Origin of the sequence: Ferdinandcohnia sp. FSL W7-1320, assembly GCF_038050315.1 — a bacterium.
Classification (GTDB): Bacteria; Bacillota; Bacilli; order Bacillales; family Bacillaceae_L; genus Ferdinandcohnia; species Ferdinandcohnia aciditolerans.
In genome coordinates, this window is record NZ_JBBPAM010000001.1 from 3,343,647 (window position 1) to 3,370,160 (window position 26,514).

The following is a 26,514-nucleotide window of genomic DNA, read 5'->3' on the forward strand; positions in this document are numbered from 1 at the left end:
GCAAACCTCATTATTATTCAGCATTTTGAGTTTCTTCTAATACGCGGTTAACTCGTTTGGTTAACATCTTCATGCCACTACCACCTGCTTGAAAATGACGAAGCTTGCCTTCTTTATCAAATACATAATAAGCAGGAACATATTGGTTTTCGAACTTATCATTTAATTTAAGATCACTATCAACAAAGATTGGTTGAGTGATATTATGCTCCTCGGCAACTTGCTTGATTTCATCTAAATCAAGATCATTTTCTGACCTTGGCATATGAACAGCAATAACATTTAACTTGTCCTGATATTGATCACGGAATTCATTCACCTGAGGCATTGCTTCCTTACAAAGACCACAGCTGATTGACCAAAAATGAATGAGAGTTGGTTTTTCACCAACAAGGTCAGCTTTACTAACTTCACCATTTAACCAAGCTTTTTCTCCATCAAGTTCAGGCATTTGATCACGTAATTTCATCGATTTTATCCTCCGAATTATGGATTAAAGGGTCTAACAAACGTTAGACCCTGTTGTTATTTGTTATACATTAGACATTAAGTGTAGCTTGACCAGGTCTCCAGTTAGCAGGGCAAAGGCCACCAGTCTGTAATGCTTGAAGAACTCGTAATGTTTCATCAACATCACGACCAATGTTGTTGTGGTTAACAACAGAATACATCATCTCCCCTTCTGGGCTGATGATGAAAAGACCACGTAATGCAATACCTTCTTCTTCAATTAGAACACCGTATTCTTTGGAAATAGCATGGTTAGTGTCTGCAGCTAGTGGATAGTTCAGATCCCCTAATCCATTGTCTTTACGGTCAGTGTTAATCCAAGCTAGGTGTGTATGAATTGTATCTGTAGAAGCGCCAATAACGATTGCGTCTAGATCTTCAAACTCATCGTAACGATCAGACATTGCTGTAATTTCTGTAGGACATACGAAAGTGAAGTCCATTGGATAGAAAAATAAAACTGTCCACTTATCGTTTTTCATGTTCTCTTCAAGACTAACTTTACCAAATTCTTTATTTGGCATAACAGCATCCATTTCAAAACGAGGAGCTTGTTTACCTACCATACGTTCTGCCATATGTAAAACCTCCATATATTTTTAATAAGTAGATTGATAACGCTAACACCAATATTCAAGTATAACCAGCATTATACTGTTTAAACATGATAATCGCTATCAACAATGACTAGTTTAACAAAGAGGTGGCTGTCGATTCAAGTAAAACGCCGTCGTTTTTTAAAAATTATATAATCTTTACAATTTTATAATATATTGTTGATAAACGATGGGTTCACAAAAAAAGACTAGGTGAAATACCTAGTCTTGACTTATCCTCTCTCATTGTTTACGCCTGTCCTAAACGACTTTCTACTTGTTGACAAACTTGGTCAGCAGATAGTCCGTTTGCTTCAATGACAGGCCCTTTCATGACAGTATCAGCCATTCCCATTACATTCGAATCTAAGCCTGTAACAACACAACAGTCACAGTTTTGTGCATCACTTTCCTGTTTTAGCTGAACAACTTCATAGCCTTTTTCTTGAAGAGCCTGCTGAACATTTGTTAGAGAACCTTCAACACCAATTTTCGCCATTAATCATCCACCTCCTCATATATGTAATTTGTCACAATCAGACTGTGATTATTCTACACATATTCGTGGATTGAATTCTGCACGATAACGATTTATAGAAATCATTTTATAAAGAATCTATATTTTCTTTAATCATCTCAACAAATGCTTGGACTTGTTTAAGCTCAAATGCATAATCATAACCGACCAACCATGTGTCGCGCTTCATTGGTTCATTATTCTCGTTCATTAAAGGGATTTTATAAATGTTTTTCGTTTCATCATCATTTAAAGTGACAGATGGCAAAATCGCATAACCAATTCCATTTAATGTCATTTGCTTACATGTTTCAATTTGGTCAACCACAATGGTGCGACGTGGTGTCGATTGAAAGGTTCGATGCCACCATTCCTGAATTTCTTGATAATAGGTTGAATCACTTTTGAATTGAATAAACGGTCGGTCTGTTTCCCACACCTGTTCGATTTGTTGGATTTCTGTATCAACCATATACATCGTATCGGTTAATAGATGATGCTTTGCACCCTTCCAATCAGGTTTGCCGCGGATAATTCCAATATGTACTGTGTCATCATAAAGATTTTTTAATATTTCACTACTCCAACCGGTAATTAATGAAATTTTAGCATGCGGAAACTTATTTACATATTTTTTTAATACCTTTGGAAGCCAATTTTGTCCGATAATGGACGCACATGCGATTTTAAGGGTGCCGTGCACTTCTTGATTGAGTCCTTGTAGCTGCTCACGTATTTTTTCTTCCTTCTCAACAACCTCTTTAGCAAAATCAATTATTTTTTCTCCAGCAGGTGTTGGTGTGAGTCCTTTTTGTGAACGAATGAATATTTTTGTGTTCCATGCCTTTTCAATCGATTGTAAGCGTTGGGATAACGCAGGTTGTGTAACAAATAAACGTTCAGATGCTTTTCGCATATTTAATTCAGATGATAGTACCACTAATAATTGAAATTCGGAAAATTGCACATTGTTTCCTCCTGAACACAGGTATAAGTTTTACTTATAGTATAAATGATTTATTACAAATTATCATTATACACAGAAAAAAACCCTCCATATCAGCATGAAGGAGGATTTAAGTAACTTATTTAATTTTTAATTGTTTATTAAATTGCTTTAAAATAGTACGGCGGGTAAAAATTCCTTCAAACACTAAATCATCATTTTCAACACAGACAAATGAGTGATCAATGACTAATTGTAGACCCTTTATGACATTGTCATTTAAATCTAACCGGGGTATTTCCCTGTTCATTACTTCTTCAACCTTCATTTTCTCTAGACGTTCAAATTCAATTCGCTCTAGTCCAAGAATTGAGTCTAAAATATGTGTTGAACTAATCAATCCATGCAGTTTATACTTTGGATCCAATACAGGGACTGCGGTATATCCCGTTTTTGTAAGGACAAGTAATGCGTGCTCTAAGCTATTCCCGATTTGAACGTGAGCTACTTTATCTGCAGGAATAAGTAAGTCTTTAATTGTTGTTTCAAATAGATTTTCATTTTGAAGACCAAACATGTAAGCCTCACAACCTCACATTGTAATTATTTTCATATATTACCAGATTTAAATTTTCATTCTCCTCTTTTATTTTAACATAATTTTTGGGTGAGAACTTGTATTATTTAAGGGTGATGTAGAGTTAGTACTTTAGAAGGAAGAAAAGGCTCAGCAGTCTGCCGAGCCTAAGAAGTGTGATTAGCTAATTAAATCGAAAATTTCAATCGCAATCATGTCAATATTATCGAATTGATACGTTTTGGGCTTTTCCCCTTGTTGGTATACTTCGAGTTCAAATGTACTTGTTTTGTTAAAATACTTAACACTACATTTTCTTTCACCATTTACTTCAAAAAAACGTTGTGGGGGCTCCCCACCGTTTGCATTTTCCTGAAGGCTAATAAGACGAGATATGATTCCTTGTAACTGTGACATATGTAGCCTCTCCTTTCTCTACTTTTAGGATTGAGCAATATCCTCTCTTCTATCCACGGTATTGACCATTTTTCTCACGGACGTATATATTCAGAATATTTCTTTCAATACCTTTACAGTAACCACTATGTAACAATACAATAAAATTAGCGATGAAACAATAAAAAATTGGAGGAGAACATGGGAAATCTTACACAACTAAATGAGCGAATATTTCTAATTGACGCACATGATTTGGGGAGAATGGCTCGAACTGGTTCTTACATAATAAAAGAGGATAAAATTACAATTGTTGAAACAAGTGCAAGTCCTTCTATACCGTACATTTTAGATGGGCTTAAGGAACTGAACATTGATCCAATTGATGTTCAGTATATAATTGTAACCCATATTCATTTAGACCATGCTGGAGGAGCTGGCCTCTTATTAGAGCATTGCCCAAATGCAAAAGTGGTTGTTCACCCTAAAGGAGCAAGACATTTGGTTGACCCAAGTCGCTTGATTTCTGGAGCAAAGGCCGTATATGGGAAAAATTTTGATTCTTTATTTAATCCAATTTTGCCAATTCCTGAGGAAAAATTAATCATAAAATCAAATCAGGAAGAACTTGAAATAGGACGGAATTGCAGCCTCGTTTTTTACGATACGCCAGGACATGCCAATCATCACTTTAGTATTTATGAACCTGTTAGTAACGGTATCTTTACCGGTGATACAATCGGCATTTATTATCATGAACTAGTCAAAGACAATATTGAGCTGTTTTTGCCTTCGACATCTCCTAATCAATTCCGTCCTGATGCCATGCTCGAATCTGCAAAAAGAGTGAATGATCTCGGGGTCTCAGCTATTTATTTTGGCCATTACGGGATGTCAACAAATGTGAATGAAGTGTTCGCTCAACTACATCAGTGGTTACCTATTTTTGTGAATGCCGGGAAAAAGTCTTTTATCGACCACCCTTTAGCAACTGAAGTTGAACATAAAGAAATTATTAAGGAATTGATCTTAAAGCAAATCACAGCTTATCTTGATGAAAAGAATGTTCCAAGACATCATGAAGTATACGAAATTCTTAGCCTTGACCTTGATATTTGTGCAATGGGAATTGTTGATTTCCTTCAAAAAGAAAAATAGAAATCCCAATTGGGATTTCTATTTTTCTTTGATATTTAGAAGATGCCTTGATAAAGTCCAAAATGAGTGAATGTTCGATTATCCATTTCAAGTAAGGAATAAATCGTCGTTTTTAATGGATTCCACGTTAAAAATGCTGAATCCTGGTTAATCGTTTCCTTATGTGTAGCAGTATCTTTTACAGATGGTGCATCATCTTGTGATTGTAAATCCGTAATAAGCCAGTTTGAGTTTATTTTTTCAATTGTGATAACTTCATAATGATCTTTATAAGCAACAGGACCTGTATCAGGGGATTTAAATAACTCATAGACAAAAATCTTCTTTTCGTTTTGATCGAATAAAATTTTTGTTTCATCTGTATACGAATAAAACGGAACAAAGTAAAGGGCAAAATCGGAACCATACACAATATACCCATCCTTTTCCTTTATTAAATTTTCCTCTAAAAATGTGTTTTCATAATCTGAATGGAAAAAAGGAGCAAGAACTTGTTGAACTTCTTCATAAGTACGAAATTCAGATGTTAGTGAAGATTGCGCTTGAAACGCTTCTTGTAAGAATGTAAACACTTCCTCTTGTGTAAGGGGTTGATTAGATGACGCTTTAGCTGTTGGAACAGACACTAGTCCGATAAAACAAATGACAATGAGTAGTAATGAGATTCGCTTGCTCAAATTATCATCCTTTCATTAAATGACTGGTTATGTACAAGTACCCTCATTTTAACAATTTCTTAAAAGCACGTGGATATGAATCGTTCGTTAAATAATTGCAGATTTTGACATGTTTATTTATATACAAACAATTAATTCATAAATCCAATGAAAAAAAGAATGAATTTTGACATACAAGATGAGAAAGCCGATTCGTAATTAGTATTGTTTACAACTGTAATACATATTTAAAATTTAAGTGAATATGAATATGCTACACTAGTCTCATAACTTCAATTGATTATTAAGAATAGGTTGGCGGTTAGGATGGCAAAAAAATATACAAGAAGACAATTTATTAAACGGGCATTTGCCACAACAGCTACAATTGCAATTGCGTCCTCATTAGGGTATTTGTATGCCCGATATATTGAGCCGAAACAGCTAGGTATCACATCTCATAAAATTGTACATCCTACTATTCCAAAAGACTTTGACAACCTTAGAATTGTCCAATTTAGTGATACTCATGTTGGGCATTATTACACACTAGAACAACTCACTCTTCTAGTTGATCGAATAAATAGCTACAAACCAGATCTTCTATTTTTCACCGGAGATTTAATGGATGAGCCTAATAAATATGCAGCTGCCAATCATCTCATCCCTATCCTAAAACGGTTAGAAGCTCCTCTTGGGAAATTTGCCATTTACGGTAACCATGACCACGGGGGTTACGGATCGGAGATTTATAAAAAACTAATGGAACAAACTGGTTTTAATCTCTTAATGAACAGCTCGAAGGAAATTCACTTAAGAGATTCAAAAATTACCATTGTGGGGTTAGATGATGTCATGCTCGGACGTCCTAGTTTTGAACAAGCATTCCAAAACGTAGATTCGTCTAGTTATACGATTCTACTTGCTCATGAGCCCGATATTGCTGATCGAGCAGCTAAAGTGGGAGCACATATGCAACTATCCGGTCACAGTCATGGTGGACAAATTCAGCTGCCATTTGTAGGCCCACTGATTACTCCCCCGCTTGGAAGTATATATTATGAAGGTGCCCATGAAATCGGCACTACAAAAATGTTCCTCTATGTAAACCGCGGACTTGGAACAACTAGGCTTCCATTACGATTTCTAGCAAAACCTGAAATATCCATTTTTACATTACAATCGACATAAAGAAAGAGGATGACCCCAGGTCGTCCTCTTACTTATTTGTTAAATAATGCTCTATCAACTCATCTTCTGGTATTGGTTTACTAAAGAAATAACCTTGAACTTTATGACACCCCATAATCTTGAAAAATTCAACCTGTTGTTCTTCTTCAACACCTTCAGCAATTACAGACAGTCCTAAACTTTGGGCTAAGTGAATGATTGTAGTTGTAATCGCAGCATCCTTTTCATCACGGAGAACATCTTTTACAAAGGATTTATCGATTTTTAATGTATCGATAGGAAGTTTTTTTATATAACTTAAAGAGGAATAGCCTGTGCCAAAGTCATCCACGGCAATTCGAACACCAATTTCCTTTAACTTCGCCAATGTGAGCATCGTTTTCTTTGGGTCTAACATCGCTCCCTCGGTAAGCTCAATTTCAAGACTGCCTGGATAGATTTGATTCTCCTCAATATTTTGTTGAATCATACTAACTAATTCAGGTTGCTGGAATTGTTTTGGTGATAAATTGACACCAATGGATACAGTCCCATATCCACTCTCTTTCCAGTGTTTTAATTTCTGACATACTGTGTGAATTAGCCATTCTCCAATTGATAAAATGAGCCCAGTGTCCTCGGCAATCGGTATGAATTCTGCAGGTGACACAAAACCTAGTGTGGGATGATTCCATCTTAACAGTGCCTCAAAGCTTGTAACCTTGCCTGAACTAAGATCCAACTGTGGTTGATAGTAGATTTCAAGTTCATTCTTTTCAATAGCCCTTCTAAGACTTGTCTCAAGGTGCATTAAATGGGAAGACTGCTTTTGTAAATCAGTACTATAAAATTGATAGAGCGCCCTGCCTAATTCCTTTGCACGATACAAGGCTGTATCAGCATTTTTGACTAGTGTATCTACGTCATTGCCATCGGTAGGATAGAGACTAATTCCAATACTCGCTGAAATAAAGAATTCCTTTCTTTCTAAACTGAAAGGCTTTTCAAACAATCGGGTCACGTTCTGCGCAAACTTTTCAGAATGATCTCTTGAAGAGTTTGGTAGAATCATAATGAATTCATCCCCGCCTTGACGGAAAACCTTATAGCCTTTTTGACTAATTGATGATAACCTTCTTCCAACTTCTTTTAATAAATGATCCCCTGCAACATGTCCCATAGAATCATTGAAAAATTTAAAACGATCAAGATCTATGAACATTAATGCAAATTCTTGTTCAAGATCGATGGCTTCTGCAACTGCATTATCTAACTCCTTCTTTAATGAGCTGCGATTAGGTAAACCTGTAAGTTGATCATGATAGGCCATATAGGTAATCATTTCCTTATCGGCAACCCTTGCAGAGATGTCTCGAGTGACACTTACGATGAATAGAATATTTCCTTTGTCATCAAAGACTGGGGTTAAAAGCGATTCACCGTGTACGACTTTTTTATCAGGTAGAATCACAACATCCTGAAACGAGACTGCTTCTCTTTTCTCCACAACAGATTTATATTGTGCATGTAAATGATCAGCTGTTTCTTTAGGTAACACCTCGTGAAGTGTTTTCCCAAGGCTAGAGTTAGTTAATTTTGCATGCCCCTTTGCCTCTTCATTTAAGAAAACATAGGTAAAAATGTCTTCTTCCTCTACTTTCATGACATATATTAAATCCTTGATATGTTTAAGGATAATTTCAAAGATAATTGCCTCAATTTTCTCACCAAATTGGCTATATTGCTTATCCTTCAAGATTACATGATTAATGTTGTTCATGAGACCATTCCCTACTGCAGATTAATATTTTACCTCTTCGGCATATATTGACAAAAACCTTTATTTTTTCAATCATTATTTTTATTTAATCGTATGAAAGATTTAATAAATACTTTGTTCCAGTTGAATTTGTAAAAATACACTACTACCAGTATAATAAAAGATAGAAAGGAGAGAAAGTATGAAAAAACAGGTAAATCAAGCACCGCTTGAACCAAATGTGGACAACCTTGCACGTGCCATATTTGTTGTAAACCGACATGCCAAAACGGCTACAAATCCTAAATTCTTATACTTACTAAAACGAAAAGCACTTGAAAAGCTTTTATCCGAAGGGAAAGCCAAAAAGGAAGGACTACATTTTTCCAGAAATCCGAAAAATAGTCAACAACAATCCGATGTCTTAATTTCAGCCGGAGACTATTATTTTCACATGCCTCCTACAAAAGAAGACTTCTCTCGCCTACCACACCTTGGACAATTGAATCAGACATACCGAAATCCAAAAACCTATCTATCACTTTCTCTAGCAAAAAGCCTGCTACAGCAATACGTTGGTATTGAAGAAAAAATCGAGAATACTAACCGATCAAACAAACGGACATACCAAAAACCCGTATTCAAAAAACTAGGTGAAAGCTATCGTTAATAACCAAAAGTGCGAGCACCTTATTCAGTCCCAACAAACACAAGACGAGCTAGCGAGAAGGTTACTACTTGACATTCTTGATGGGTTGGCTTGTGACCTCAACACGCAAATAAAAAACCAGGACGATGTACCTGGTTTTTTTAATATAGGTAATGTAAAGCCCGCTGGTCAGCTAAATTTGTATTAATTGGACAGTCTACCGAATCTCTTCCATATTGCCAAATCCATACATTTGCCTTACATTTTGGTGATATTGGCTTAAATTTAGGTGCATTTCGTTCCTTTGTCACTCCAGGCTCAGGTTCAGCACTCCATAGAATCGTTTGAACAGCTACCTGTTTATTTTTTCTGACAGCCTCACAATAAGCTACAGAAAAATCGCCTTTGACAGGATCGTTGTATATCCCTGGACGGAAGCCGCTAGGGTAAATTGATTCCACCCACCCCCGAATCCAAGCCTCGTCTACAACCAAAAAGCGCTCTACATTTGCAAACAATCCTACATTATTTGGAATGCCAAGACGTCTTGCATTAAATATAGCATTTCTTGCAGCAAGCTGCCCTTTTTCAAATCCTGTAGCGTCAGAAAAAATATTATAGATAGGTAAAACCTTGATTCCTCTGTTCCGCAAAAATGAAATTTCTGCTCTTGTTAATCCCGCTGAAACATTAGGACTTTCACTTAAATAACGGCCCCAGAATTTTGGTTTCCCAAGTTTAGATTTAACACATGTATATAGCTCTTCATCAGCAGTTGCCGCTGAATCCACTCCCCACACATATCTAGGCATATCCACAACCCCTGTCATATAATCAAATGCGCCTTTGCATGTTTGCTCCCGATTTTAGGCCCACAGGAAGTGGGTCATAAAGACGTTGTCACAGCTTGTGGCATTCTTTCACTTTGAACTTCCCGCTCGAAAAATTCCCTTTGAAAAATCGTGGCATCCGCCGGAGGCTTTAACTTTATTCATTCGGTTTTGATTCACAATTGAATGAATAGCACTCCTCTTTTATCCCAGCAACTTTAGTTTCTATGCTGAATATAGTTATGATTTCCATTTATGGATAAGTTGGTTGTTCTCTCCTCTAGCGAATACATCAATTCGGTTTCGATTCCATGAGGCTGAAGATGGTTCGGATGTTAATGTACCACCCTGGTCTTCCCATTCATTCCAACGGCTTCCATCCCAATTTTTTACATATAAATGTTCATCTGTACCCTTTACAAAAACATCAAGGTTATTAGGCTCTCTTGAAGATGCTGCTGGACTTGAAGTTAATTGCCCACCTAGATCCTCCCAATTACTCCAGCTTGAGCCATCCCAATACTTATGATATAGTGCTCTATTTTCACCACGCACAAAAACGTCGATACGATTTGGCCCCCACGATACGGCACCAGGTGCAGACGTAAGAATACCACCTAAGTCCTCCCACTCACTCCAACTATCTCCATCCCAATATTTATGATAAAGATGGCGATCTGTGCCTCTTCCGAATACATCTAGGCGATTCTCACCCCAAGATGAGACAGCAGGTGATGATGTTAAGACTCCACCCAAATCTTCCCACTCACTCCAAGAGGAACCGTTCCAATATTTATGAATCAAGTGGTTATTCTCACCACGAGAAAACACATCTACCCTGCCAGGTCCCCATGAGACTGCAGCAGGTGAAGAAGTAAGAGTACCTCCGAGGCTTTCCCAATCCGTCCAACTAGTTCCATTCCAAAACCGCCGATATAACACACGATTTCTTCCTCGCACATAGACATCTAACTGATTTCTTCCAGGTACAGTTACAGAAGGTCCAGATGTTAAGTAGCCTCCAAGATCTTCCCATTCACTCCAATTCTTTTCAGGTGAAAAGCCAATATTTTCATAAGTAAGTCGAATAATCGCTTTAAATATCCTCTCTAGCTCACGTTCCGGAATTCGGTAAGGTGATAATACCCCAAAGACCCAACTGGCTTGACGACGAAATGCCTGATAGGTTTGATTCACTCTTTGATCCAAAGAACCTGAGAATTGATTTTGAGTCATTAAAGTGTACATGACAAGTTGCATGGCAATATACTGCGATAATCGCTTATTAACATTAAATTCAGCTAAATGATCATAGTGAGGTTTTAAATTTTTTCGAACTTCTTTCCATACATTTTGAAATTCTTCTGTTTGTCTTTGCTGCTGGTCTGTAGTAGGTGTATTTATATAATTAGCCTGTTGGTAGCCATTTGCGGGATAATAAGGATAATAATAGTTTGGAACCACGCGAGTATATGGATTCACTTGATATCCACCATATGGTTGATTCATGACAGGTACCTCCTTTTATTCTTTTAACTTTATTCAGCAAAACTGAATAAAATTAAAAAGTTGCTCATTTCATACTATGAAATTTATAAGGAAAGTAGCCCATTTTTTCGTATTCTCCGAACCTTATATCTGAGCTTGCCAGTCCATCTAAATTCTGACATATCCAAATTTTCTAAAAAAATACTTTACTTTTTGCCTAATTCCCTTCATAATAGAAAGACAACTAGAAATAATTAAATGAAATGATTCTAGTTACACATATAAGGTGAAGGGGTTTTTGATTTATAAAGAAGTGAAAAAATAAAAGGAGTGATTAAGTAATGAACCATTTTAACAAAGAGCAAAAAAATGAGGTAGTCGTAATTTCTCAAACGCCTGATGAAGAAATGTATAAAAAGGTAGCCGAAATGGTTCTCATCCAATCACAGGCCTCCTTTAGAAAAGAACAATTACTTAAACAAATCGACCAATCACTTATTAACAAAGATGAAAACTTATTTATGGAACTTACAAAACAATATAATATGTTACTGTCTCAACATAGCTTTTTACAATAACGAATTGGCTAGTGCGAAGTGCACTGGCCTTTTATTTTTTCCTATTTAAAAACGGTGTAACTTCTAGGAGTTACACCGTCACATCTACACGTGGAAGCTTTATCTCAAAGGTTGTTCCTTCATTTTCTTTGCTATCCACCTTTATTTCACCGTTATGATTTTCTATAATATTATAACTAACCATAAGCCCAAGGCCTGTTCCTTTTTCCTTTGTTGTGTAGAAAGGCTCCCCGATTCGCTCAAGGATTGATTTTGGTATACCACACCCCTCATCTATAAACAAAATATAAATTGAGTCTTCCGTAACCATTGTACGAATAAAGATATTTCCGCCCTTTTCCATTGCATCGATGGAATTCTTTATAAGATTAATAAAGACCTGCTTTATTTGATTTTCATCGCATGTAATAATGGACTCTTTATTCATAAAATCGATATTGATTTGGATATCTTGCAGGATGGCTTGTGTCTCGAGCAATGTAACAACATCTCGCAAAATGATTCGGATATCTTTATTTTTGAATTTAATTTCTGATGGCTTTGCCAATAACAAAAGCTCACTCAGAATCAATTCAATTCGATTCAGTTCTGAAAAGATGATATCGAAATAGTTTTGTTTTCCTTGAAAGTCATTATGAAATAATTGTAAAAATCCTTTTATAGCCGTTAATGGATTTCTAATTTCATGTGCAATACCAGCAGCAAGTTGTCCGGCAATGGACAGTTTCTCAGATTTAATCATTAACTCCTCTGCTTTGATTCGATCAGATATGTCACGAATGATTACTTGAACAGCAGCCTCGCCAAAATATGTAGTTGGAATTCCGATTAATTCTGTATAAACCTGCTTTCCTTGGATCGTATACCAAGATTGCTTGCTAAAATTAACTTCCTTATTTTCAGCATTTACAATTTCAATAAAATCTCTGACCTGGTCGTGATTTTCTGGATGTAAAAAGGTATATATATTTTTCCCGAGCATTTCTGTGTAGCTGTTCGCCCCAAACATCTTTACACCTGAGTCATTAATAAAAACCCAATTATTTTGATAAATAACGGCGATTGTATCAATAGAATTCTGGACAATTCGTTGATATCGTTCACGACTTCTATGGATAATATCATGAAAAGACTTTCTTGATGAAATATCGTGTAGGACAAGATATTCATAGATTTCATCATTAATATAAATCGGTACTTCTTTTACTTCAACAAAGATTTCTTCTTTATTTTGTTTCTTCCACTTTTGTTCAATAATACCTAATCGATATCCGCTTTGTAGCTGTTGTATTCGTTTCTCTACTACTTCATGGAATTCTTGATTGATAAATGAATAAATCGATTTTCCCAATACGTTCATAGGATTCTGAATTTCGAGTAAGGTAGTAACTTCATTATTCATATATAAAATCCTACCGAATTTAGAAATGATAATAGGAAACGGAGCCTCATCGATTAGAATGGAAGCATCTTTTAATCGATTTTGATGAAGTGCAATTTCCGAATTAACAGATGATAATAGGGTATTAGTTAGGATTTCCTCATGTGTCCGACTATTCTCAGGTTCGACAAGCACTCTCATTTTTAATAAGATCTCGTCATATTCGAAGGAATCGGAGTAATAAACAGGTTCAACAGTTGTTTCAAACCAAATAAATTCTTCGTTTGTCTTCATAACCCTAAGTGCACAAACTGAAACTTCATGCTTATTGAAAAAATAGCTTTCAAGCATGAATCGGTCATCCTTATGGATAATGTTTTTAATGGAAGATCCAATTAGTGTTTCTTTTGTGTAACCTAAGATATCCTTACAGTTACTTGATAGATAGAGAATTTTACCGTTTATCGTCACTGTTAATACTAGATTAACAGAGGATTGTGTTTGAGGTAATTGCTGTTGAGCACTATATTGATTGCCAGACTCCATGTGTTGAACCCCCTCCCCTTTCGATTTAGACGTATCATTAAGATAGAAATAGCTATTTAGGATTTTGTAATGGTAACCATTTTTTTACTATACTATTACATTAATTTAGGGTTTAGTTCATATCCATAGGTAGAAAGACCTGTTTTAATTTTTAAAAAGCAAAACATCACCACTAAAAGGTAAAAAACTCGACAAGCACAGAGCTGTCGAGTTTGTAAGTATTAAAGTCCGCCTTCATATTTACCGTCATTCTTAGAGGCTTTTTCTTTTTTCGCTTTTTTCTTATGTGCTTGGTTCGCTGCTGCGCTCCCAAATTCCTTACCGAACTCTGTATCAGTTACGCTAGAATCAAATCCTTTTTTGTTTTTTTGTTCAGGATCATTCTTTTTATTACGCTTTGCCATATTAAAGTGCACCCCCTTAGAGATAATCATCATTATTTTCTTCTCCTAGAGGGATTCCTATGCAACAATAGGTGAACACTTACGCTTGATGTGAATAGAATCGTTATTGCTTTAAGCTAGTCGTGGACAAAGATCCCTTTGACTCATTAATCCCACAGTTTATATATGGCTTGAGTACCGCTGTTTTCTTCGCCCTTTTCGGCAAGTTCTTCATACATTTGTATTGCAAGTTCTAGTCCTGGTGTATCCATCTCCATTGCTTTTGCTTCTTCGAGTGCAATTCCCATATCTTTAATGAAATGTTTGATATAAAAACCTGGTTCAAAATTGCCTGATATCATTCTTGGTGCAAGATTGCTTAAAGACCAACTTCCAGCTGCTCCTGTTGAAATACTTTTTAAAACCGTTTCAGGGTCGAGTCCGGATTTTTTAGCATAAACCATTGCTTCAGCGACACCAATCATATTGGAGGCAATTGCAATTTGGTTACACATTTTTGTATGCTGTCCAGACCCCGCAGGACCTTGATATACAATATTCTGTCCCATGATTTCAAATAATGACCTGCAAGCTTCGAAAACCTCTTCGTCCCCACCAACCATAATAGCTAACCTTGCTTCTTTTGCACCAACATCTCCGCCAGAAACAGGCGCGTCTAAGGAATACAATCCCTTTTGTTTTGCTTCTTCGTAGATTTTACTTGCTAATGTCGGAGTTGAAGTTGTCATATCTATAAAATAAGTTCCTTCTTTTGCATGTGCCAAAAGTCCATTTTCACCAAGGTAGACCTCTTCCACGTCGTAGGGATAGCCAACCATTGTAATTACGATATTCGCTTCAGATGCGATTTCAGCTACTGACTGTTTCCAAACGGCTCCTTGTTTCACAAGTTCTTCAGCTTTTTCTTGCGTGCGTGTATAGACGAGAACCTTATATCCTTTTGAAAGGATATGTCCTGCCATACTTTTTCCCATAACACCTGTTCCTATAAACCCCACAACTGCATTTTCATTTAAAACATTTTTATGTACCATCACGTTTTCTCCCTTAACTTTTTTATTTTTATCATATCATATATTTCCAAAAAAAATCTGTGAAAATTGGGGATTTGTACCTTACGAAAACGGCGAATGTTCCATAGGATATAACAAATAGATATGGAGGTGTTCTAAATGAGTGGAGAAAGACACGGAGGATATGGAGCAGGCTTTGCTTTGATTGTTGTATTGTTCATTCTATTGATCATTGTTGGGGCTGCTTACGTAGGTTACTAATTCTTTAAGAAAATTAAAGATTAATGATAAAAAAGAAAGGGAGATGTAATATGAGTTGTTGTGGATACGGATATGGTGGATATGGTTACGGTGGCTATGGTTTTCGCGGAGGCTTTGCGTTGATTGTAGTATTGTTCATTCTACTAATCATCGTTGGAGCTGCTTGGTTCTAAGATAACCATTTAACATGTATGCGAAGGAAGCCAACAACTTTAAAAGGTTGCTGGCTTTTTTCTTTACTCACCTTCAAAAATATCCTGGAACTTTTTCATTTCTTTATCCACTTTAGGCTTCATATGATAAGGATTTTTCGGTTGAACCATGTTTTCTGTATTCACATCAGATCTAATCCCTATTTTATTTCCTGTTGAGTCATCATTGATTATGCCTTCATAGCGTCCATCGAAATGGGGATCTCTTTCATGATAATCGCGATCATTGTCTGTCATTTTTCTATACCTCCTCAACATTAAAGTGGCGTGTTTTATTAAAAATATGTACTTTTTACACAATAAAGAGGAACAATAACAATAAATATATGAATTGAGGAGAGATTGTAATGGGTGCAATTGATCGCGAAGGGTATAGGTTTGAAACAGAATATAATGTCATTGGTCAAAAAGGGGCAATTCATGTCTATCGGGATGGTGAATTTATCAAGGAATTGTCTTTCACTTTTAGTGGGGAGCAACCTGATCCTGCTTTAATAGAAGATGAGATTGACAAATTTTTTGAAACACACCAAGATTGAGATTAGTTTTACTTCTCATCCCTTTGGATGTAACGTACAATGTGGATGTGAGGTGATAACATGTATCGAAAAGAAATATTTGTGTTTGATGGAAATACGCCAAAAAATTGCGTAATTCGTAATTATCAAGAAAATGATTTTGACGACCTTATTCGTGTACAACAAGATTGTTTCCCTCCACCTTTTCCTTCTGAATTATGGTGGAATAAGGAACAATTACATAACCATGTGTCACTATTCCCTGAGGGTGCCCTATGTGTCGAAATTGACGGACAAATATGTGGTTCAATGACTGGATTAATAGTTCAATTTGACCCTAGTCATCCACAACATACTTGGGAGGATATCACAGATAACGGATACATACGAAACCATACTTCAGATGGAAACACATTATACATTGTTGATATTTGTGTGAGCCCAGCATATCGTAAATTTGGCCTAGGGAAATGGTTGATGCAATCAATGTATGAAGTTGTTGTATATTTAAAATTAGAACGGTTACTAGGCGGCGGCCGAATTTCCGGATACTCTAAGTATTCTACAAATTTGAGTGCCGAAGAATACATCGAAAAAGTAATGACAGGTGAATTAAAGGATCCCGTGATTACCTTTCTTCTTCGTTGTGGACGCAGTCCTGTCCAACTTATTGAAAACTACCTCGAGGACGAGGAGTCCTGTAATTATGGATTATTAATGGAATGGAAAAATCCCTTTCACATATGAAAGAAAACGAGTCTAATTACATTACATTAAGTTTTCCAATCTGAGTTGCAGAAATTATTAGGGGTGGTATGAAGTTGAGGCAGCATTAGCCAACATACGACGCTATCAGCTTGGGTGGGGTCCGTAGTTGAAGAATATCTTCGGACAACCGTAGCCATAATCCGGGCGAGTGGGTCCGAAGTTAAGGCTTCTTTGGACAAGCGCACGCTCAATCAACACTTCTGTGTCCAATGCTGTAGTATCTTCGGACAAGCAAACATACAATCATCACTTCTGGGGCCGAAGTTAACGAATCTTTGGACAGGCGCACGCTCAATCAACACTTCTGGGTCCGAAGTTAAAGTATCTTCGGACAAGCAAACATATAATCAGCACAACTGTGTCCGAAGTTGAAGTAACTTCCGACAAGCAAACATACAATCAGCACACATGTGTCTGAAGTTGAAGTATCTTCGGACAAGCAAACATATAATCAGCACAACTGTGTCCGAAGTTGAAGTATCTTCGGACAAGCAAACATGCAATCAACACTTCTGGGTCCGAAGTTGAAGTAACTTCGGACAAGCAAACATACAATCATCACATCTGTGTCCGAAGTTGAAGTAACTTCGGACAAGCAAACATATAATCAGCACAACTGTGTCCGAAGTTGAAGTATCTTCGGACAAGCAAACATACAATCATCACTTCTGGGTCCGAAGTTGAAGTAACTTCTGACAATCAAACATACAATCATCACTTCTGGGTCCGAATTTGAAGTAACTTCTGACAATCAAACATACAATCATCACTTCTGGGTCCGAAGTTGAAGTAACTTCTGACAAGCAAACATACAATCATCACTTCTGGGTCCGAAGTTGAAGTAACTTCTGACAAGCAAACATACAATCATCACTTCTGGGTCCGAAGTTAACGAATCTTTGGACAAGCGCACGCTCAATCAACACTTCTGGGTCCGAAGTTGAAGTAACTTCCGACAAGCAAACATACAATCAGCACTTCTGGGGCCGAAGTTAACGAATCTTTGGACAGGCGCACGCTCAATCAACACTTCTGTGTCCGAAGTTGAAGTAACTTCGGACAAGCTAACATACAATCATCACATCTGTGTCCGAGTTGAAGTAACTTCGGACAAGCAAACATATAATCAGCACAACTGTGTCCGAAGTTGAAGTAACTTCGGACAAGCAAACATATAATCAGCACAACTGTGTCCGAAGTTGAAGTATCTTCGGACAAGCAAACATACAATCATCACACATGTGTCCGAAGTTAAGGTATCTTTGGACAGGCGCACGCTCAATTAACACATCTGGGTCCGAAGTTGAAGTAACTTCGGACAAGCAAACATACAATCATCACACATGTGTCCGAAGTTAAGGTATCTTTGGACAGGCGCACGCTCAATCAACACTTCTGGGTCCGAAGTTGAAGTAACTTCGGACAAGCAAACATACAATCAGCACAACTGTGTCCGAAGTTGAAGTATCTTCGGACAAGCAAACATACAATCATCACTTCTGAGTCCGAAGTTGAAGTAACTTCTGACAAGCAAACATATAATCAGCACAACTGTGCCCGAAGTTAAGGAATCTTTGGACAGGCGCACGCTCAATCAACGCATCTGTGTCCGAAGTTAACGAATCTTTGGACAAGCGCACGCTCAATCAGATTAAGTCCATATAATTGTGTAAAAGAAAAGAGTCATTTTATTCCTTTTTGTCAACAATGTTTAACGACCAAGTAAAACATTGAAAAGAGGAATAAAAATGACTCAAATACAGTTTAACCTAGATATTGATGTTTTAAAAGAATCAGTAATGAATTCTGATATTGACTCCGTTATTAAAGCTTCGATTGTTCTTGTTTTAAATTCTGTGATGGAGAAAGAACGTGATGACTTTCTTCAAGTTGGATCTTATGAACGTTCTACTGACCGATTTGATTCTCGAAATGGTTACTATGAGCGAGAGCTCATTATGAGTATTGGTAGGGTGAATCTCAGAGTTCCTCGTACTCGCAATGGGGGATTTTCACCTTCCTTGTTTGAAAAATATGCACGTTGTGACCAAGCATTTGTGCTTTCAATGCTCGAAATGGTTATAAACGGTGTGTCTACTCGTAAAGTAAAGAATATTGTCCAACAACTTTGTGGAGAAAGTGTTTCGAAGTCTTTTGTTTCTTCTCTTACGGAACAACTCGACCCAATTGTTCAAACTTGGGCAAACCGGCCTTTAAATACAACATACTACCCTTATATTTTCGCTGATGCCATGTATATTAAGGTGCGTGAACATAATCGTGTTGTATCAAAGGCTGTCTATATCGCTACTGCCATTACGGAAGAAAACCGCCGAGAAATATTAGGAATAAGAGTCGATCACGTAGAAAGCTATGATGCTTGGAAAGCATTTTTACATCACTTACAATCTCGAGGAGTACAATCTCCAAGACTATTTATTACAGACGCACATCCCGGATTAAAAAGGGCTCTAAAAGAAGTATTCGTTGGAACTGTTTGGCAACGTTGCACTGTCCATTTCAAGCGAAATATTTTTAATGTACTACCTAAAAAAGGGGTAGATGAAGAAAAACTAGGATTAAAGAGAATTTTTGAAGCTGTTAGTGTGAATGATGCCAGAAGGTTTAAAGATGAATTTCTTGAACGATTTGGAGAAGATTCAAAGCTGGAGAAAGCGACCCGAATTTTAGAAGATGGCTTCGAAGATGCTATCCAGTTTTTAAATGAACCCAATAAGTTTCAACAATATATTCGCAGCACAAATTCACTGGAACGCTTAAACCAAGAGGTTAGAAGAAGGGAAAAGGTAATCCGAATATTTCCAAATACTCAATCCGCGTTTAGAATGATTGGAGCAGTCCTCATGCAAATAAATGAGGAACAAGAAATGAAAAAAATCATTAGAAGTAGGAAAGGTTGAGAAAAGCGCCACCTACCAAGTAAAGTGTGAACGCCTAATTTCGAATTGACATTGAGCCTCCGGTGGGCATGAATAAAAGCCAGGAAGCCAGGAGTTTAACAACACCTGGCTTGCCACCAGGCTATCATGCCCACCCCTCAATGTAAATTCGAAATAATTCTAACTCGCTATACAAATTTATAAATAAGTTGAAAATCATTGTTGACACTTTTACACAATATTAAGGACTTGACTCTCAATCAGCACTTCTGGGTCCGAAATTAAGGAAGCTTCAAACACCTAAGACACAATCAGCCCGTGTGGTGCCGATATTTAGGTATCTTCAACCAAGCGCATAGACAATAAGCCGGGGGATGTCCGTTGCTGTGTTTTTTATAAAATCCGCATAAATGTTCAAAAAAATAAAGAGGCTGGGACATAACTAGCTTCGAATAGTGATAAAGGAGAATTTGAGTGAACTCAAGTTCTCCTTTATCTATTTTTTGCTATTAATTTTCACACAATCTTATCTGTTGGCCGTGAATTTTCTTAAATTCACGGCCATTAATGCAAGGCCCATTTCATTCTCAACCTTCGATTTTCCACGTACAGAAAATCGAGTGAAATGCAAATTAGCCTTCAAGAATCCAAAAACTGGTTCTACATCAATCTTACGTTGACGATAGATGGCACCTGTTTTTTCTTCTGAAAGCTTCGCTCTCACATATTCTTTTTGATGTTCCCACTTCTCGTTCACCATTAACTTTCGATTATTACCTTCTTTAGCTTTTGTACAGGATGAACGGAATGGGCAGTCAGAACAGTCTTCGCATTCATATACTTTAAATCCCCGTTTAAAGCCTGTTCTATCCGTACGTTCAGATTGATATTTAAATGGAAGATGTCTGTGATTTGGACAAGTGTATGTATCCGTTTCTTCATCGTACTGCCAGTTGTCTGGGTTAAACTCATTTTGTTTATGTTTTTTCTTTTGTTCTTTCAGATACATATTATAGGTAATTAGAGCTTCTCGTTTACGCTTAGAAAGGATATCATCATAATTTTGTTCACTTCCGTAACCTGCATCTGCCACAATATGTTTCGGTAATTCGAAATAATATTTCTCGATTTGATCTAGAAATGGAATTAAAGTACGTGTATCTGTTGGATTTGAAAATAAACTATAGGCAAGCGCGTATTGACCTTCTGTTGCGATTTGTACATTATAACCAGCTTTCAATTGACCATTTTTCATATAATCCTCTTTCATTCGCATGAAAGTTGCATCATGGTCTGTTTTTGAATAACTATTACGTGTGCCAAAGATTTCAAAATCTCGTTGATATTTCTGAATCCGTATAATATAATCAGTCAGCTGCTTATGCACTTGCTTCGGATATTTTCGTTCACTTCTTAGTGCTTTTCTTTCTTCTACGCTCGATGATGTTTCAATTTTTTGGTCATATTCCGTAATGACTTCATTTACTTTTTCAACCATTTGGTCGAGTTCTTTAAGTGTTAATTGTTCATCATTGTCTCGTTCAATTTCAGGTAGGATTTCTTTTTCAAGTAATTCGTTGTACAGTTGATTTGATTTTTCAATTAAGTTCTTGTGGTATTTCTCAATCGCCTTTTTCCACACGAATGTAAATTTGTTCGCATTCGCCTCTATTTTTGTACCATCAATGAAAATGGCTTCTTGATTGATTAATTTCTCCTGTACTAGATGGCAACGGAATTGCACGAAACATTGTCGAATCAGTTCTATTGCTTCGGGGTGAACACGGAAACGATTAATGGTGCGATAACTCGGTTCATAACCTTGGGAAAGCCACATCATACGGATACTATCTTTTAAAAGCGCCTCGATTTTACGTCCAGAAAAGACAGACTGCGAATACGCACATAAGATAATTTTTAACATCATGCGTGGATGATAAGCAGGGCAACCTTCATTTCGAAGAAATGGTTCAAGTGCTTCAGCTGGAATACTTTCAACTAAGTTATGTACATGGAAGGCAATATCATTCTCTTGTAATTTTACTTCTAAATTTAAAGGCAAAATTAATTGATTCATGTTATAATCTTTAAACATAAGGACACTTCTTTCTGTTTGGATTTGGTGTGGTAACTTAATTTTAACAAAGAATGTCCTTATTTTTTATTTAAAAATAATCAAAGCCTGTGAAATTTTACTCATGGTAAAATTCCACAGGCTTTTTCATTTCAGAGGAGGGTTTTGTCCCAGCCTCTAAAAATATTATGATTTACTTGTTTTGAACCCGAATCGAAATCCCATTATATAAAAGGTAGATTCATTTTTTCTTTAGTTCATGAAGTTAGCTTTTACAAATTCAACTACTTCTTCCGTTGTGCTCATAGAAAGAATCTTTTCTTTGAAGCTTGCGATTTCAGCTTTAGAAAGCTTCTTAATTTGAGTTCTTGCAGGTAAGATTGATGTTGCACTCATACTGAATTCATCTAATCCTAATCCTAACAGAATTGGAATTGCGATCGTATCACCGGCCATTTCACCACACATACCTGCCCATTTGCCTTCCTTATGTGCCGCTTCAATCACCATTGAAATAAGTCGTAAGATTGATGGTGAATATGGCTGATAAAGATATGAGACGCGTTCGTTCATTCGGTCGGCAGCCATTGTATATTGAATTAAATCATTTGTGCCAATACTAAAGAAATCTACTTCTTTAGCAAATTGGTCAGCTAATACAGCAGTGGACGGAATCTCGACCATAATTCCAATTTCAATTGTATCGGATACAGAAGTTCCACTCGCAACAAGCTTTTCTTTTTCATCAAGTAAAATCGCTTTAGCTTGTCTAAACTCATCAAGTGTTGCAATCATTGGAAACATAATTTTTAAGTTTCCATAAGTACTTGCTCTTAGTAACGCACGTAATTGTGTACGGAAAATTTCCTGTTCCTCTAAGCAAAGACGAATTGCTCTAAAACCTAGGAACGGATTTAATTCTTTCGGAAGATTTAAGTATGGAAGCTCTTTATCCCCACCGATGTCTAGTGTACGAACAACAACAGGTTTGCCTTCCATTTTTTCAAGAACTGTTTTATAAGATTCGAATTGTTCTTCCTCTGATGGAAGTTGGTCACGACCCATATAAAGGAACTCTGTACGGTATAGTCCAATCGCCTCTCCGCCGTTTTCGATGACCCCTTTTACATCTTCAGGAGTTCCGATATTTGCAGCAAGTTCCACGTGCTCTCCGTCACTTGTAACAGTTTTTTCATTTTTTAATTTAGCCCATTCCGCTTTCTGTGCTTCATATTGCTCTTTCTTTTGACGGTACTGAGCTAAAACTTCCTCAGATGGATTTACAATGACAGCACCATCAAGTCCATCAACAATAACCATTACCCCAGTTTCAATATCAGAAGTAACCGTTTTTGTTCCAACAACTGCTGGAATCTCCATGGAACGAGCCATAATTGCAGAGTGTGAAGTACGGCCACCAATATCAGTGGTAAAGCCTTTTACATACTTTCGATTTAATTGTGCCGTGTCTGAAGGTGTTAAATCTTCCGCAATTATGATGACTTCTTCTGAAATCATACTCGGATTAGAGATGGTAACACCCAGTAGATGAGCCAATACACGTTTTGTAACATCACGAATATCAGATGCTCTCTCTGCCATATATTCATTTTCCATTCCTTCAAACATGGTAATGAACATATTCGCTACTTCTTGTAACGCAAACTCTGCATTCACATTTTCAGAGCTTATTTTATCTTTAATTGGATTAAGGAGTTCCGGATCACTTAAAACAAGAAGATGGGCTGAAAAGATTGCCGCTTTGTCTTCCCCTAGTTCAACATTTGCTCGATTCTTAATCGCTTCTAATTCTTCTTTTGATTGATTAACTGCTTCTTCAAAACGCTTAATTTCAGCATCCTTGTCACTAATTGTTAGTTTTTCAACGGTTAGATCTGGATGCTCTAAACGAAAGCTTTTTGCTATGGCGATACCCGCTGAAGCAGCAATTCCATTAATCATTTCAGACATTATTCACCAAGTCCTTCATTTGCCATAATTTCTGTCAAGTTAGCAATTACTTCTTCTTCGTCAGACCCTTCTGCAACAATCTTTACCTCTGCACCTTGTCCAATCCCAAGAGACATAACACCCATAATTGACTTAAGATTTACGGACTTTCCGTTGTATTCTAATTGAATGTCTGAGTTATATTTACTAGCAGCCTGTACCAATACTGTGGCTGGACGTGCATGAATACCTGATTCACTTGTAATTTTAAATGTTTTTTCTGCCATGTTTATTTCCCCTTTTCACTAATTTTAAAAATAATTACTTGTAGTATTTGTTCGTTTCCGGTAGATATGTAAAGAAAGAGTATTATTGTGCTCCCTGATTGTAACAAATAAAGGCATGAGAAAGACGATAAAACCTATGCAAAAAAAATGTAATTTTCGCCTAGCTTTTATCAAAACTTTACTCATGCCTGATCGAGTCAGTAACACGTAATACATACAATTATGTAAATTTTAGATTATGATTTGGTTAAAATGCTCTTACCTTTTATACCTAACCTTTTACACGAAAAAGTATAGCATAGGAATAGAACTTATTTCAACAGAAAGGCAAATAATCGTTTTAAAACGAAAATTGAGAATGTTTTTCATTAACAATAACTTATTATTCAAATGTACTATTCTTTACAAACAGTGCATTTAAAGATTACAATCCTTAAAGGTAGTCATGTATAATAAGCAAATATTGTATTTTATCTACATAATAAGTTGGAGGTGCTTTCATTGATCAAACTGATTGTTAGTGATTTAGATGGAACACTATTGCGGGAAGACAATTCTGTAAATCCTGAAGATACTAAAGCATTAACCAAGGCCGCAGAAGATGGACTTCAAATTAGCATCGCCACGGGTCGAATGGATACAGAGATAAAAGAAGTATTAAAATCGATTGGGCAAAACTTCCATCGAATTAGCCAAAATGGGGCATTTGCATCAACCTTAGATGATCGGTCCATTTTTTCTCGTACCTTCACAACCGAAATCGCAGAAACAATCTATAATAACGTATTGAATCCGAAGTTCGTAACGATTGTCTGTAGCTATGACACAAATTACACCCATGAAAATAATGAGTATGTTGAGGGTGTTCAAAAAAGAATGTTCCATCCTATCATCATTGATCCAGAAATAAGTACGAAGTTTAGCGAAATTAAACCATCAAAGATTACCCTGATTGGTTTCGAAAACGATATTGTTGAGACGTACGAAACACTTTCTAATGATTATTCCGATGAAATTGATTTGTTCATTTCCGAGAAACATGTTTTGGATATTATGCCAAAGCAAATTAGCAAAGGGAATGCAATTATAAAACTTCTCGAGGATCTTTCTTTAAATCCAGAGGAAATTGCATGTATTGGGGATTCTTTTAATGATATTCCGATGTTCCGCTTAACTCCTTACAGTTTTGTGATGGAGACTGCACATGAAGAAGTGAAAAAAGAAGCAAAATTCGTTGTTCAATCTGTGGCAGAAGCGGTTGAAATGATCTTAAAAGAAAATAGTAAACAAAGTGTTTAAGTAGACTCGAAGAGATTCGGGTCTTTTTATGTTATAAAAGAATGCATCTAACCAAAAACTAAATAAAATCATTTGCACTGATTTGTTGGAGGAAGAAGAGATGCCATATATAACAGGTACGAATCAGACCCAAATCTACTATGAAACCCATGGTGAAGGGAAACCAATTGTTTTCATTCACCCTCCTGGAATGGGACATGTAACCTTTAAACTGCAACAACCCCTTTCAAAAAAATTTCAAGTTATTACATTTGATCTACGTGGAAATGGGAATAGTGCTCCAGGAACTGAGGATATCACCATTTCATTATTAGCAACTGATATTCTGCAACTGATAGATCAACTAGCTCTCGAAAAAGTCGTTGTATGCGGTTATTCCAATGGCGGATCCATTGCATTGGAATTTGCCCTTTCCAATCCCGAACGTGTTGAAGGCATCATATTAATTGGTGGTTTTTCAGAGGTGAACACATTTTTATTACGGTCTGAATTCAAGCTTGGAATTTCCACCGTTAAAATGAAAGGATTATCTGTTTTAGCAAAGGTATTAGGGAAGGCACATGGTACAACAAAAGAATATAAAAAGGAAATTGAACAATATGTAAAAAAAGCAAATGTAAATATTCTCTATCAAATGTACATAAGAGGACTCGAATATAATTGTTCACATCGATTAAAAGATATAAAAGTCCCTGTTCTATTAGTTGATGGTTCCTTCGATTTCTACATGCACTCCTATCAACGTTTTTTAGAGAAGGAAATTCCAAATGCAGAGAGAGTCTTTGTTAATAAAGCTAGACATCAAGTACCGACGAGACATGCACATACATTCAATCAATTAATTGAGACATTCATAGAAAAACTATAATCGTTCGTTCATTTTATACCGTAAGATAACACATACTAATAATCGAACAAAAATTTAAATAAGGGGGTCAACATAATGGCTAAAAAAGGAAGACAAAATAAGGTAAGCCAAGAAGTGGCAAACCCAACTGTCTCACATAACGAAGAATTTGGCGAAGAAATTAGCGGAACACCTAAAAAACAGAAAAAGAAGAAAAAATAAGC

At 36.5% G+C, this 26,514-nt stretch carries 28 protein-coding genes and 1 pseudogene; 12 read left to right on the plus strand and 17 right to left on the minus strand.

The window, feature by feature from the left end; genetic code table 11:
- Window positions 1-13: 13 nt before the first annotated feature.
- The 6 genes from NST91_RS16565 to NST91_RS16590 all read right to left on the minus strand — a co-directional run bounded on the left by NST91_RS16565 (window position 14) and on the right by NST91_RS16590 (window position 3,563).
- The gene (locus NST91_RS16565; RefSeq protein WP_341332022.1) at window positions 14-469 is read right to left on the minus strand and encodes a TlpA disulfide reductase family protein; all 456 of its coding nucleotides are present in this window, start codon (window positions 467-469) and stop codon (window positions 14-16) included.
- Between the two features lie 70 nt (window positions 470-539).
- A complete protein-coding gene (locus NST91_RS16570; protein ID WP_099363161.1) occupies window positions 540-1,088 on the minus strand; it encodes a peroxiredoxin in 549 nt (182 codons plus the stop codon).
- Window positions 1,089-1,356: 268 nt separating this feature from the next.
- A complete protein-coding gene (locus NST91_RS16575; protein WP_099353608.1) occupies window positions 1,357-1,605 on the minus strand; it encodes a YkuS family protein in 249 nt (82 codons plus the stop codon).
- A gap of 106 nt (window positions 1,606-1,711) precedes the next feature.
- Window positions 1,712-2,590, minus strand: coding sequence for a transcriptional regulator CcpC (ccpC, locus tag NST91_RS16580; protein ID WP_341332023.1), 879 nt, complete (start codon window positions 2,588-2,590; stop codon window positions 1,712-1,714).
- Between the two features lie 118 nt (window positions 2,591-2,708).
- Entirely contained in the window at window positions 2,709-3,146 is a 438-nt protein-coding gene (gene cbpB, locus NST91_RS16585; RefSeq protein WP_341332024.1) for a cyclic-di-AMP-binding protein CbpB, read from the minus strand.
- 180 nt (window positions 3,147-3,326) lie between these two features.
- Entirely contained in the window at window positions 3,327-3,563 is a 237-nt protein-coding gene (locus NST91_RS16590) for a YkuJ family protein (RefSeq protein ID WP_121445041.1), read from the minus strand.
- A gap of 180 nt (window positions 3,564-3,743) precedes the next feature.
- Here NST91_RS16590 and NST91_RS16595 point away from each other — a divergent pair, with 180 nt between their 5' ends.
- Window positions 3,744-4,700: an MBL fold metallo-hydrolase gene (locus NST91_RS16595; protein ID WP_341332025.1), complete on the plus strand. Its 957-nt coding sequence runs from the start codon at window positions 3,744-3,746 to the stop codon at window positions 4,698-4,700.
- 35 nt (window positions 4,701-4,735) lie between these two features.
- Here NST91_RS16595 and NST91_RS16600 read toward each other — a convergent pair whose 3' ends face one another.
- Window positions 4,736-5,377: a DUF3993 domain-containing protein gene (locus NST91_RS16600; RefSeq protein ID WP_341332026.1), complete on the minus strand. Its 642-nt coding sequence runs from the start codon at window positions 5,375-5,377 to the stop codon at window positions 4,736-4,738.
- A gap of 306 nt (window positions 5,378-5,683) precedes the next feature.
- Between NST91_RS16600 and NST91_RS16605 the strand changes: the two genes are divergently transcribed.
- Entirely contained in the window at window positions 5,684-6,547 is an 864-nt protein-coding gene (locus NST91_RS16605; RefSeq protein ID WP_341332027.1) for a metallophosphoesterase, read from the plus strand.
- Window positions 6,548-6,575: 28 nt separating this feature from the next.
- On the opposite strand, the gene NST91_RS16610 is transcribed toward NST91_RS16605, so the two are convergent.
- Window positions 6,576-8,306, minus strand: a complete 1,731-nt coding sequence (locus NST91_RS16610) for a sensor domain-containing protein (protein ID WP_341332028.1) — start codon at window positions 8,304-8,306, stop codon at window positions 6,576-6,578.
- A 181-nt stretch (window positions 8,307-8,487) separates the two neighbouring features.
- Here NST91_RS16610 and NST91_RS16615 point away from each other — a divergent pair, with 181 nt between their 5' ends.
- Window positions 8,488-8,955: a YkyB family protein gene (locus NST91_RS16615; protein ID WP_341332029.1), complete on the plus strand. Its 468-nt coding sequence runs from the start codon at window positions 8,488-8,490 to the stop codon at window positions 8,953-8,955.
- Between the two features lie 140 nt (window positions 8,956-9,095).
- Here the strand turns inward: NST91_RS16615 and NST91_RS16620 are convergent, their stop codons facing one another.
- A complete protein-coding gene (locus NST91_RS16620) occupies window positions 9,096-9,746 on the minus strand; it encodes a glycoside hydrolase domain-containing protein (RefSeq protein ID WP_341332030.1) in 651 nt (216 codons plus the stop codon).
- Window positions 9,747-10,004: 258 nt separating this feature from the next.
- Window positions 10,005-11,273, minus strand: a complete 1,269-nt coding sequence (locus tag NST91_RS16625) for a PLL family lectin (protein ID WP_341332031.1) — start codon at window positions 11,271-11,273, stop codon at window positions 10,005-10,007.
- A gap of 320 nt (window positions 11,274-11,593) precedes the next feature.
- Here NST91_RS16625 and NST91_RS16630 point away from each other — a divergent pair, with 320 nt between their 5' ends.
- On the plus strand, window positions 11,594-11,830 hold the full coding sequence (locus NST91_RS16630) for an IDEAL domain-containing protein (RefSeq protein WP_341332032.1): 237 nt from the start codon (window positions 11,594-11,596) through the stop codon (window positions 11,828-11,830).
- A 70-nt stretch (window positions 11,831-11,900) separates the two neighbouring features.
- On the opposite strand, the gene NST91_RS16635 is transcribed toward NST91_RS16630, so the two are convergent.
- The 3 genes from NST91_RS16635 to NST91_RS16645 all read right to left on the minus strand — a co-directional run bounded on the left by NST91_RS16635 (window position 11,901) and on the right by NST91_RS16645 (window position 15,195).
- Window positions 11,901-13,757: a PAS domain S-box protein gene (locus tag NST91_RS16635; RefSeq protein WP_341332033.1), complete on the minus strand. Its 1,857-nt coding sequence runs from the start codon at window positions 13,755-13,757 to the stop codon at window positions 11,901-11,903.
- Between the two features lie 221 nt (window positions 13,758-13,978).
- Window positions 13,979-14,161, minus strand: a complete 183-nt coding sequence (locus tag NST91_RS16640) for a hypothetical protein (RefSeq protein WP_341333551.1) — start codon at window positions 14,159-14,161, stop codon at window positions 13,979-13,981.
- Between the two features lie 146 nt (window positions 14,162-14,307).
- Window positions 14,308-15,195: an NAD(P)-dependent oxidoreductase gene (locus tag NST91_RS16645; RefSeq protein WP_341332034.1), complete on the minus strand. Its 888-nt coding sequence runs from the start codon at window positions 15,193-15,195 to the stop codon at window positions 14,308-14,310.
- A 138-nt stretch (window positions 15,196-15,333) separates the two neighbouring features.
- Between NST91_RS16645 and NST91_RS16650 the strand changes: the two genes are divergently transcribed.
- Window positions 15,334-15,435: a YjcZ family sporulation protein gene (locus NST91_RS16650; RefSeq protein WP_099353622.1), complete on the plus strand. Its 102-nt coding sequence runs from the start codon at window positions 15,334-15,336 to the stop codon at window positions 15,433-15,435.
- A gap of 89 nt (window positions 15,436-15,524) precedes the next feature.
- A pseudogene (locus NST91_RS16655) lies at window positions 15,525-15,608 on the plus strand (YjcZ family sporulation protein); the annotation flags it as partial.
- A 63-nt stretch (window positions 15,609-15,671) separates the two neighbouring features.
- Here NST91_RS16655 and NST91_RS16660 read toward each other — a convergent pair.
- Window positions 15,672-15,884, minus strand: a complete 213-nt coding sequence (locus tag NST91_RS16660) for a hypothetical protein (protein ID WP_341332035.1) — start codon at window positions 15,882-15,884, stop codon at window positions 15,672-15,674.
- A gap of 110 nt (window positions 15,885-15,994) precedes the next feature.
- Between NST91_RS16660 and NST91_RS16665 the strand changes: the two genes are divergently transcribed.
- From NST91_RS16665 to NST91_RS16675, 3 genes are all read left to right on the plus strand, one after another.
- On the plus strand, window positions 15,995-16,186 hold the full coding sequence (locus NST91_RS16665) for a DUF5370 family protein (protein ID WP_341332036.1): 192 nt from the start codon (window positions 15,995-15,997) through the stop codon (window positions 16,184-16,186).
- A 60-nt stretch (window positions 16,187-16,246) separates the two neighbouring features.
- Window positions 16,247-16,912: a GNAT family N-acetyltransferase gene (locus tag NST91_RS16670; RefSeq protein WP_341332037.1), complete on the plus strand. Its 666-nt coding sequence runs from the start codon at window positions 16,247-16,249 to the stop codon at window positions 16,910-16,912.
- A gap of 1,769 nt (window positions 16,913-18,681) precedes the next feature.
- A complete protein-coding gene (locus NST91_RS16675; RefSeq protein ID WP_341332038.1) occupies window positions 18,682-19,854 on the plus strand; it encodes an IS256 family transposase in 1,173 nt (390 codons plus the stop codon).
- A 505-nt stretch (window positions 19,855-20,359) separates the two neighbouring features.
- Here the strand turns inward: NST91_RS16675 and NST91_RS16680 are convergent.
- The 3 genes from NST91_RS16680 to NST91_RS16690 all read right to left on the minus strand — a co-directional run bounded on the left by NST91_RS16680 (window position 20,360) and on the right by NST91_RS16690 (window position 24,144).
- Window positions 20,360-21,928: an IS1182 family transposase gene (locus NST91_RS16680; protein ID WP_341331490.1), complete on the minus strand. Its 1,569-nt coding sequence runs from the start codon at window positions 21,926-21,928 to the stop codon at window positions 20,360-20,362.
- 231 nt (window positions 21,929-22,159) lie between these two features.
- Window positions 22,160-23,878, minus strand: a complete 1,719-nt coding sequence (gene ptsP, locus NST91_RS16685) for a phosphoenolpyruvate--protein phosphotransferase (protein ID WP_341332039.1) — start codon at window positions 23,876-23,878, stop codon at window positions 22,160-22,162.
- Window positions 23,878-24,144, minus strand: coding sequence for a phosphocarrier protein HPr (locus NST91_RS16690; protein ID WP_099353628.1), 267 nt, complete (start codon window positions 24,142-24,144; stop codon window positions 23,878-23,880). Before NST91_RS16690 ends, ptsP begins: the two co-directional genes overlap by 1 nt.
- Before the next feature lie 501 nt (window positions 24,145-24,645).
- Between NST91_RS16690 and NST91_RS16695 the strand changes: the two genes are divergently transcribed.
- The 3 genes from NST91_RS16695 to NST91_RS16705 all read left to right on the plus strand — a co-directional run bounded on the left by NST91_RS16695 (window position 24,646) and on the right by NST91_RS16705 (window position 26,512).
- Entirely contained in the window at window positions 24,646-25,443 is a 798-nt protein-coding gene (locus NST91_RS16695) for an HAD family hydrolase (RefSeq protein WP_341332040.1), read from the plus strand.
- Window positions 25,444-25,543: 100 nt separating this feature from the next.
- Complete coding sequence (locus NST91_RS16700; RefSeq protein ID WP_341332041.1) at window positions 25,544-26,311, plus strand: alpha/beta fold hydrolase; 768 nt, start codon at window positions 25,544-25,546, stop codon at window positions 26,309-26,311.
- Window positions 26,312-26,386: 75 nt separating this feature from the next.
- The gene (locus tag NST91_RS16705) at window positions 26,387-26,512 is read left to right on the plus strand and encodes a hypothetical protein (protein ID WP_341332042.1); all 126 of its coding nucleotides are present in this window, start codon (window positions 26,387-26,389) and stop codon (window positions 26,510-26,512) included.
- Window positions 26,513-26,514 lie beyond the last annotated feature (2 nt).

What these genes read in the sequence shown, in the direction of transcription:
- NST91_RS16565 (WP_341332022.1), bottom strand. Translation starts at nt 469, where the DNA reads ATGAAATTACGTGATCAAATGCCTGAACTTGATGGAGAAAAAGCTTGG.
- NST91_RS16570 (WP_099363161.1), bottom strand. Translation starts at nt 1,088, where the DNA reads ATGGCAGAACGTATGGTAGGTAAACAAGCTCCTCGTTTTGAAATGGAT.
- NST91_RS16575 (WP_099353608.1), bottom strand. Translation starts at nt 1,605, where the DNA reads ATGGCGAAAATTGGTGTTGAAGGTTCTCTAACAAATGTTCAGCAGGCT.
- cbpB (WP_341332024.1), bottom strand. Translation starts at nt 3,146, where the DNA reads ATGTTTGGTCTTCAAAATGAAAATCTATTTGAAACAACAATTAAAGAC.
- NST91_RS16590 (WP_121445041.1), bottom strand. Translation starts at nt 3,563, where the DNA reads ATGTCACAGTTACAAGGAATCATATCTCGTCTTATTAGCCTTCAGGAA.
- NST91_RS16595 (WP_341332025.1), top strand. Translation starts at nt 3,744, where the DNA reads ATGGGAAATCTTACACAACTAAATGAGCGAATATTTCTAATTGACGCA.
- NST91_RS16605 (WP_341332027.1), top strand. Translation starts at nt 5,684, where the DNA reads ATGGCAAAAAAATATACAAGAAGACAATTTATTAAACGGGCATTTGCC.
- NST91_RS16610 (WP_341332028.1), bottom strand. Translation starts at nt 8,306, where the DNA reads ATGAACAACATTAATCATGTAATCTTGAAGGATAAGCAATATAGCCAA.
- NST91_RS16615 (WP_341332029.1), top strand. Translation starts at nt 8,488, where the DNA reads ATGAAAAAACAGGTAAATCAAGCACCGCTTGAACCAAATGTGGACAAC.
- NST91_RS16620 (WP_341332030.1), bottom strand. Translation starts at nt 9,746, where the DNA reads ATGCCTAGATATGTGTGGGGAGTGGATTCAGCGGCAACTGCTGATGAA.
- NST91_RS16625 (WP_341332031.1), bottom strand. Translation starts at nt 11,273, where the DNA reads ATGAATCAACCATATGGTGGATATCAAGTGAATCCATATACTCGCGTG.
- NST91_RS16630 (WP_341332032.1), top strand. Translation starts at nt 11,594, where the DNA reads ATGAACCATTTTAACAAAGAGCAAAAAAATGAGGTAGTCGTAATTTCT.
- NST91_RS16635 (WP_341332033.1), bottom strand. Translation starts at nt 13,757, where the DNA reads ATGGAGTCTGGCAATCAATATAGTGCTCAACAGCAATTACCTCAAACA.
- NST91_RS16640 (WP_341333551.1), bottom strand. Translation starts at nt 14,161, where the DNA reads ATGGCAAAGCGTAATAAAAAGAATGATCCTGAACAAAAAAACAAAAAA.
- NST91_RS16645 (WP_341332034.1), bottom strand. Translation starts at nt 15,195, where the DNA reads ATGGTACATAAAAATGTTTTAAATGAAAATGCAGTTGTGGGGTTTATA.
- NST91_RS16650 (WP_099353622.1), top strand. Translation starts at nt 15,334, where the DNA reads ATGAGTGGAGAAAGACACGGAGGATATGGAGCAGGCTTTGCTTTGATT.
- NST91_RS16660 (WP_341332035.1), bottom strand. Translation starts at nt 15,884, where the DNA reads ATGACAGACAATGATCGCGATTATCATGAAAGAGATCCCCATTTCGAT.
- NST91_RS16665 (WP_341332036.1), top strand. Translation starts at nt 15,995, where the DNA reads ATGGGTGCAATTGATCGCGAAGGGTATAGGTTTGAAACAGAATATAAT.
- NST91_RS16670 (WP_341332037.1), top strand. Translation starts at nt 16,247, where the DNA reads ATGTATCGAAAAGAAATATTTGTGTTTGATGGAAATACGCCAAAAAAT.
- NST91_RS16675 (WP_341332038.1), top strand. Translation starts at nt 18,682, where the DNA reads ATGACTCAAATACAGTTTAACCTAGATATTGATGTTTTAAAAGAATCA.
- NST91_RS16680 (WP_341331490.1), bottom strand. Translation starts at nt 21,928, where the DNA reads ATGTTTAAAGATTATAACATGAATCAATTAATTTTGCCTTTAAATTTA.
- ptsP (WP_341332039.1), bottom strand. Translation starts at nt 23,878, where the DNA reads ATGTCTGAAATGATTAATGGAATTGCTGCTTCAGCGGGTATCGCCATA.
- NST91_RS16690 (WP_099353628.1), bottom strand. Translation starts at nt 24,144, where the DNA reads ATGGCAGAAAAAACATTTAAAATTACAAGTGAATCAGGTATTCATGCA.
- NST91_RS16700 (WP_341332041.1), top strand. Translation starts at nt 25,544, where the DNA reads ATGCCATATATAACAGGTACGAATCAGACCCAAATCTACTATGAAACC.
- NST91_RS16705 (WP_341332042.1), top strand. Translation starts at nt 26,387, where the DNA reads ATGGCTAAAAAAGGAAGACAAAATAAGGTAAGCCAAGAAGTGGCAAAC.